The sequence below is a fragment of the Microcoleus sp. C2D2 genome, assembly GCF_036702495.1.
Lineage (GTDB): Bacteria > Cyanobacteriota > Cyanobacteriia > Cyanobacteriales > Microcoleaceae > Microcoleus.
On the sequence record NZ_JAUBTO010000246.1, the window covers coordinates 1 to 7,208 of the forward strand.

Here is a 7,208-nt window from a genome sequence, read left to right on the forward strand (position 1 = left end):
CCGCCCGTCCAAAAAGGACGGGCGGGACGCCCATCCCACAATAACAATTAAAATTGTAAGTTATTTAATTCGCGATTTTTATTCACGATCGCTTTGCCAAAGAATACCTAGAGGAATTGCTTTCGCCGATGGGAACGGTCAATGTCGGTAGAGATGTGACTTCCGAAGTCCGAGAAATCGATGTTTACTTCACTTTCTTCAATCTAAAATCTAAAATCTAAAATCTAAAATCGATTGATGCCCACAGCATCGAAAGCATTGGTAGATAGCTTTAATGCGATACCAGACACAGAGAATTGGATGCAGGGAATTTATTTTTTCGGGGAATCTTTGCGGACTGCAATTGTGGCGATTCACCAGTTGCCAGAAACTCCAGAAACCCTGTGGTTGAGGATTTTGGGCAAAGGGGGAGTGCAGCAAAGGGCTATTTCCCAATTAAGCGCTTTAGCTGCAGACGATCCGTTGCGGATTATCGCGCTAGAATTGCTGTATCGGTTACAGTCAAATTTAGTAACGGATGCGCCACAAGAATTAGAGCCAGAAGAGCGGGAGTTAATTATGACCATTGCACCACTTTTTCAACAAGAAATACAAGCAGCACGGCAACAAGCTAGAGAAGAAGGACTAGAACAAGGACTAGAACAAGGACTAGAACAAGGACTAGAACAAGGACTAGAACAAGGACTAGAACAAGGACTAGAACGAGGCAGACAAGAACAACAGCGCTTAATTTTAGAAAACTTTCTGCGAGTTAGATTTGGAGAATTAAGTCCAAAAATGACTGTTTTTCTATCTCCAATATCCAAGTTGCAGGCGGCGGAATTTACAGTGCTGTTGCTGGCAATATCGATGCTGACAGTCGATGAAACAGGGCGGGAAGCAGCGGTTAAATTGTTAGCTGAAAGTGCGTTGCAAATGCGATCGCCTGAATTGGGCGATATTCTGCCTGCAGCAGTTACTAATTTATTGGCATTGCCTGTGGCAGAATTGACATTGTTTGTAGAACAACTGCCGCAGTTATCGGCTGATGAATTGAGGGAAAGGTTAGGAAAAACACCTGACTAAAACCTGCGATCGCAGCCATAAAGGGATCTCGCTCTTTATGGCATTTAAATAATTATCAAATAAAATTCCTAGATTCTGTCGATCGCACTTAGGAATTGGACTGCCGGGATAAAATCAAGTGCAGCAGACCCTCGATCAATCGATCGCGCTCCATTGGGATAATATCTTTGCCGTGCATCATATGCTGCGTTAACTGGAAATATACCAGCGATCCAATAAAAATCCGCGCCGTTGCCTCCGGATCGGGCAATTTTAACTCTGGATGCGATGCCAAATATTGAGTAAGGCGCTCGATACCCGGTTTAGCTAAGTTTTTCACAAAAGTCTGCGCTAGCTGGGGAAAACGCCCCGATTCCGCAATCACTAACCTCACAAAATTGAGAAATTCAGGTTCCTGGGTTACCTGCTCTAATAGAGTTGTGGCAACGAATCGCAGCGCTACGGCCGGTTCTTCATCCAGAACTGTAAAATGGACTTTTTCTCGCGCCAGCCGCTGTACCAAAGCCGCGAATAATCCTTCTTTATCTGCAAAATAGCTGTAAACCGTGGCTTTGGAAACTCCGCCCGTCTTCGCTACCTTGTCCATACTCGTCCCCGCGTAGCCGTGGGTTAAAAATTCTTGCATCGCACCTTGCAGGATTTGCTCGGTTTTGTCACTTGCTGCTGCGCTGTCTGGTTCGCTGGGTTTTGTCCTGGCCATCGCTTGTCTTTGTAATTCTTGCTTCGGGTCTTGACATCATTATACTGAACGGTTTAGTATTAAATTAGAACTAAACGGTTTAGTTTTATTAACCTAAAAAATGAGGTGTGTCATGGTACACCGAGCAACAGGGGACGGCTTATCCTCAACTCCATCCCTAGTTAAACAACTCCTAGTTGTGGCAGCAGTAGCAACCCTGGCGGCAGGGGGAACCACAGGCTACAGTATCTGGCGATCGCGCATACCCGATCCCAACGCAGCAGCAGCAGCAGCAGCCGTCGCAGCATCCCAATTAACCGGAGTTACAGCCTTGGGGCGACTCGAACCCAGAGGAGAAGTAATTAAAGTCTCCGCTTCCGGTGCGGCGGAAGGAAACCGGATCGATCGACTCCTAGTAAAAGAAGGAGACAGGGTGAAAACAGGTCAGGCGATCGCAATTTTGGACAGCCGCGATCGCCAGCAAGCCGCCCTCGACCAAGCTCAAGAACAGGTGCGCGTCGCCGAGGCAAACCTAGCAAAAGTCAAAGCTGGAGCCAAAAACGGCGAAATTCAAGCCCAGAAAGCCACCATTGCCCGCATAAAGGCCGATCGCAGCAACGAAATCACAGCGCAACAGGCGATCGTTGCCCGTCTAGAAATCGATCGCAGCACTGAAATTGCAGCGCAACAAGCCACAATTGCGCGGTTGAGGGCCGAACAGCAAGGAGAAATTCAAACCCAACAAGCCACAATTGCCCGTCTACAAGCCGAACTCCGCAACGCCATAAGCGAAGATCGGCGCTACTCCCAACTGTACGAACAGGGAGCAATTTCCGCCTCAACTAGCGAAAGCAAAAGCCTCGCCGCCGAAACAGCCCAACAGCAAATCAACGAAGGAAAGGCAAAACTGAATCAAATTCGCCAATCCCGCCAACAACAGATTAACGAAGCCCAAGCCAAACTAAATCAAATTCAACAATCGCGCCAACAGCAGATTAACGAAGCGCAAGCCAAACTCAGCCAAGTTGAGCAATCTCGACAACAGCAAATCGACGAAGCCAAAGCAAATCTCGATCGCATCGCCGAAGTGCGTCCCGTTGACATAGCAGCAGCCGCCGCCGAAGTCAGCGTGGCCGCAACAGCAGCCAAACAAGCCAAAGCCAATCTGGATCTAGCTTACATCCGTGCTCCTTCAGACGCGCAAGTCCTGAAAATTCACACGCATCCCGGGGAAAGAGTCGGAAACGACGGCATTGTCGAACTCGGACAAACTCGCCAGATGCTGGCTGTTGCGGAAATCTACGAAAGCGATGTAGACAAAGTACGCCTCGGACAAACCGCCAAAATTACTAGCGATGCTTTGACCGGCGAATTGCGGGGAACCGTCGAACATATTGGTTTGCAAGTGCAGCGGCAAAACATAGTTAACACCGATCCTTCTGCGAATATTGATAGTCGAATTGTGGAAGTAAAAGTACGCTTAGATGAAGCTTCCAGCCAGAAAGTAGCGGGATTAACCAATTTGCAAGTCAAAGTGGCGATCGGCGAAATTAAAGATTAACTAAAAAATGTTACTTTCTTCCCCGTAAAAACTCTCTACTTCTTCCTCTCTCTTCCTTCGTGTTCTTCGCGTCTTCGCGGTTCAATAATCACATATTCTTTCAGTACGAAGAGAGTAAACCATCAGTAACCCCACATCTAAAATCCTATGCTTGGACTCATCCAACCCTTACAACAATTAAAACGCAGAACTTCCCTCGGATGGCTGCAACTGAGCCACGACAAAGGGCGAATGCTCGTTGCAGTAGCAGGAATTGCCTTTGCAGACGTTTTGATGTTCATGCAGCTAGGCTTTCAAAATGCCCTTTACACCAGCAATACGCGGCTGCATCAAGCCTTGCAAACAGACTTAGTTTTGATTCACCCCCAAGGGCGAAATCTGATTAATTTGTCTTCCTTCCCCAGGCGCAGATTGTATCAATCAATGAACGTACCGGGCGTGAAATCAGCCGAGCCGCTTTACGTGAAAATTGCTAACTGGAAAAATCCCGAAACTCGGCGCGAAACGTCGCTGATGGTGGTCGGTTTCAATCCGAATCACCCGGCGTTTGCGCTTCCAGAAGTTAACCAAAATTTGAGCGCGATTAAATTGCCGGATACTATGTTGTTCGATCGAGCTTCTAGGGGAGATTACCAAGGAACGATCGCGCAAATCGATCGAGGCAAAGCCGTTAAAGCTGAGGTCGAGCGACGCAGGATTAACGTCAGCGGTTTATTCACAGTTGGAGCATCTTTTGCCGCCGATGGTATTTTGATGACTAGCGATCAAAATTACCTGCGCCTGTTTCCCAGACAAAACGCCGCGAGTGTCAATGCCGGATTAATTCAACTGCAACCGGGTGCTGACCCCGTGGAAGTCCAACAAGTTTTGAAAGCATACTTACCGCCGGATGTCAAGGTACTAACCAAAGAAGAATTTATCGATTTTGAGAAAAGCTACTGGGCTAAGAATACTGCGATCGGCTTTGTGTTTAATTTAGGCGTAGCGATGGGTTTTGTAGTTGGTGTCATTATTGTTTATCAAGTTCTCTCAACCGATGTCAGCGACCACATGGGAGAATACGCTACTTTCAAAGCGATGGGCTACCGCAATGTTTATTTACTCGGCATCGTTTTTGAAGAAGCTCTAATTCTTTCCCTCCTCGGTTTTTTGCCGGGAGTAGGAGTCTCTTTCGGACTTTACTCTTTAACTCGCCAAGCCACAAATTTACCCCTGTACATGACGCTGCTTCGAGCGGTTGCAGTATTAATTATGAACGTGATTATGTGTACTATTTCGGGAGCGATTGCCACTCGCAAACTGCAAGCAGCAGACCCGGCAGATATGTTTTAAGCGAAAATGAATCAGAGAGTATGAAGGACACTAAATCCGGGTTATAAACCTGTTTATAAGACTCGGCGGTTGAAAGCGCTACTACAAAAACGCAGTCCGCCTCCGCTGACTAAAGAATAAAGGGGGTATTAAAGCCAGATTTTGTATATAGCAATCATAAATGAGTAGTAAATTTTTTACCCCAGCCCAACTCTCCCCCGATCGAGGGGAGGGAGTAAGAAATTCACAAATGATTGAGGATTGCTATAAAGCCCTGACTGCACACATATTTTTTTTGTAATCATTCTCTTGTTTGTTCTCTGCATTGTCGGCGACGAAAGCGATTTATTGTTAAATCTAAAACCTCAAACCAAAAAGTTATGAACTCTACTACTCTCTACCCAACAACCAACGCCTTACAGATTCCTGCACCTGTAGTTTCCGCGCACGACCTCGACCACTACTTCGGTCAAGGCCAACTGCGAAAACAGGTACTTTTTGGCATTAATCTCGAAATTAATGCAGGTGAAATTGTGCTGATGACGGGACCTTCCGGTTCGGGAAAAACCACGCTTTTAACTTTGATTGGCGGACTGAGATCCGGTCAATCGGGAAGTCTCAAAATTCTCGGTCAAGAAATGTGCAAAGCAAGTGCAGACCAATTGGTAAAGGCGCGGCGCAAAATCGGCTATATTTTTCAGGCGCACAATTTACACCGCAGTTTGACGGCGCTGCAAAACGTGCAGATGGGTTTGGAAGTTCACGGCAATTTGTCGCGTTCTCAAATGCGCGATCGCTCTGCAAAAATGCTAGAGTTAGTAGGACTGGAACAGCGGATTAACTATTATCCAGATGATTTGTCAGGGGGACAGAAACAAAGAGTTGCGATCGCCCGCGCTTTGGTCAGTCAACCGCAAATTGTTTTAGCTGACGAACCAACAGCCGCCCTGGACAGCAAATCCGGTCGCGAAGTGGTGAATTTGATGCAGAAACTTGCCAAAGAGCAGGGTTGTACTATTTTGTTAGTAACCCACGATAACCGAATTTTGGATATTGCCGATCGCATCGTTCACATGGAAGATGGAAAATTAGCCTAATTTTTAATTTTCCGAAGAATAGACATCATATCATTTCCGGTTACACCGGAATGATGTTGACAGTCAACAGTGAACAGTCAACAGTGAACAGTCAACAGTGAACAGTCAACAGTGAACTCGAATTTACTATTCCGATACTAACGGATTTGATATCACCCATAACTCCCCCATTTTCAATTTTGGATGTCAAAATTTCATCCAAAATTCCCAAACCGCTATCTCAACTCGTCCTTGAACTGTTGACTAATTGCTAACAATCAATCCTTGGCGATCGATCTCCAAATTTTGCTGATACATTGCTTCTAGTTTCGGCATCGACGATTCCACGGAACCGCCATAACGGCGAAAAGAAGGCCAGATGTAAGCGAGTTTTCTCACTGCTGACTCCAATCGGCCCGCTTCTACATCTTCTAATGCACCTTTTTCTCGGATTAACTCTATAGCCATCAAATCTTGATTTTCTGGGCTGAAATCGCTGATGCTAAATTTTTTGGCGAATCTGTCCCAAGTGGTGCTGAGAAACTGATATCGCCCCGCTGCGTCGGAACAGAGTTTTTTGCCGTAGCGGCGGCCGCACCTCATTTCCCTGGGATGATCTTGAAAGCTGGCAAATTTCGTGCCGGTGTACTGGGTGCGGTAGCCGTTGGGGCTAGCGGTGCCTTCCGCGGCGGCAATCGTGTCGAGAAAGGCTTGGACTCGACGTTCGGGCCCGATGGTATCGAGTCTGGTATCCTCTCTGGGATCTGGTGAATTCAGGGTTGCAGTTTCGGGTTCCGGTGAACCCTCGATGTTATCCTCTCTCGCGTCTGGTGAGTTGAGCGCTGCAACGGACGGCAGGCGTTTCGAGGCGGGCGACCTTTCTGCCCAGACTGATTGTCCCCACACTCTCGCCGTCATTCGACCCAAAAAAAAGCACAAACAGATGCACAAAGTCCAAGAGAGTATAAAACGGAGGCGTTTGGACAGTTGCCTGCGCTGCTGCACCGGCCACCCGTGCAGGGGGATGGTTGCGGGCAAGATTCCCGTTTGCTGGCCGAAGGCGAACAGCGATTTCAGGGCTAGCAAGGTTTGCTTGTAGAAACCGGGTGCAAGTTTGCTCACCCTCATTGCTGCGGCGAAAGTCTCGACATCTGTCAGAGTCACTTCTGCCAGCGGTTTTTCTACAAACAGCCGAAAACGGTGGGCCGCCTGCCAGCTAAAGCGCTTGCTGCGGGGGGATTTGCGATCGACCCACAGGCGAATTAGCTCGATGTCTGAAAGGGGTTGCAGATGGCTTTCCCGATGTTCTGGTGCGTACAATACTACCTCCTGATATCACTTATTGTTGAAGGTTCCCACTTAGAACGGGTCAGGAACCTCAGCCTAAAGGCATGAGGCTTGAAGGAGAAATCTAACAAGCCGTTCCCCTAGGGCCGAGCGTCTTAATTGACTACGTTTTTTGAGTCACGACACCCGCTTGATGCGTAGCTAGTCCCTCGCTCTGTCGCTAGCGGTT

Annotated in this window: 6 protein-coding genes; 4 read left to right on the forward strand and 2 right to left on the reverse strand. The window is 47.6% G+C overall.

The genetic code is table 11. From position 1 onward, the window contains the following. Positions 1–237: 237 nt before the first annotated feature. The gene (locus QUB61_RS36655; protein WP_333136013.1) at positions 238–1,065 is read left to right on the forward strand and encodes a flagellar assembly protein H; all 828 of its coding nucleotides are present in this window, start codon (positions 238–240) and stop codon (positions 1,063–1,065) included. Between the two features lie 88 nt (positions 1,066–1,153). Here the strand turns inward: QUB61_RS36655 and QUB61_RS36660 are convergent, their stop codons facing one another. After that, positions 1,154–1,765, reverse strand: a complete 612-nt coding sequence (locus QUB61_RS36660; protein ID WP_333136011.1) for a TetR/AcrR family transcriptional regulator — start codon at positions 1,763–1,765, stop codon at positions 1,154–1,156. Positions 1,766–1,877: 112 nt separating this feature from the next. Here QUB61_RS36660 and QUB61_RS36665 point away from each other — a divergent pair, with 112 nt between their 5' ends. From QUB61_RS36665 to QUB61_RS36675, 3 genes are all read left to right on the forward strand, one after another. Then, positions 1,878–3,305, forward strand: a complete 1,428-nt coding sequence (locus QUB61_RS36665) for an HlyD family efflux transporter periplasmic adaptor subunit (RefSeq protein ID WP_333136009.1) — start codon at positions 1,878–1,880, stop codon at positions 3,303–3,305. Between the two features lie 147 nt (positions 3,306–3,452). Then, entirely contained in the window at positions 3,453–4,637 is a 1,185-nt protein-coding gene (devC, locus tag QUB61_RS36670) for an ABC transporter permease DevC (RefSeq protein ID WP_333136007.1), read from the forward strand. A gap of 359 nt (positions 4,638–4,996) precedes the next feature. Then, the gene (locus QUB61_RS36675) at positions 4,997–5,713 is read left to right on the forward strand and encodes a DevA family ABC transporter ATP-binding protein (RefSeq protein WP_333136005.1); all 717 of its coding nucleotides are present in this window, start codon (positions 4,997–4,999) and stop codon (positions 5,711–5,713) included. A 243-nt stretch (positions 5,714–5,956) separates the two neighbouring features. Here QUB61_RS36675 and QUB61_RS36680 read toward each other — a convergent pair whose 3' ends face one another. Next, the gene (locus tag QUB61_RS36680) at positions 5,957–7,012 is read right to left on the reverse strand and encodes a glycoside hydrolase family 104 protein (RefSeq protein WP_333136003.1); all 1,056 of its coding nucleotides are present in this window, start codon (positions 7,010–7,012) and stop codon (positions 5,957–5,959) included. Positions 7,013–7,208 lie beyond the last annotated feature (196 nt).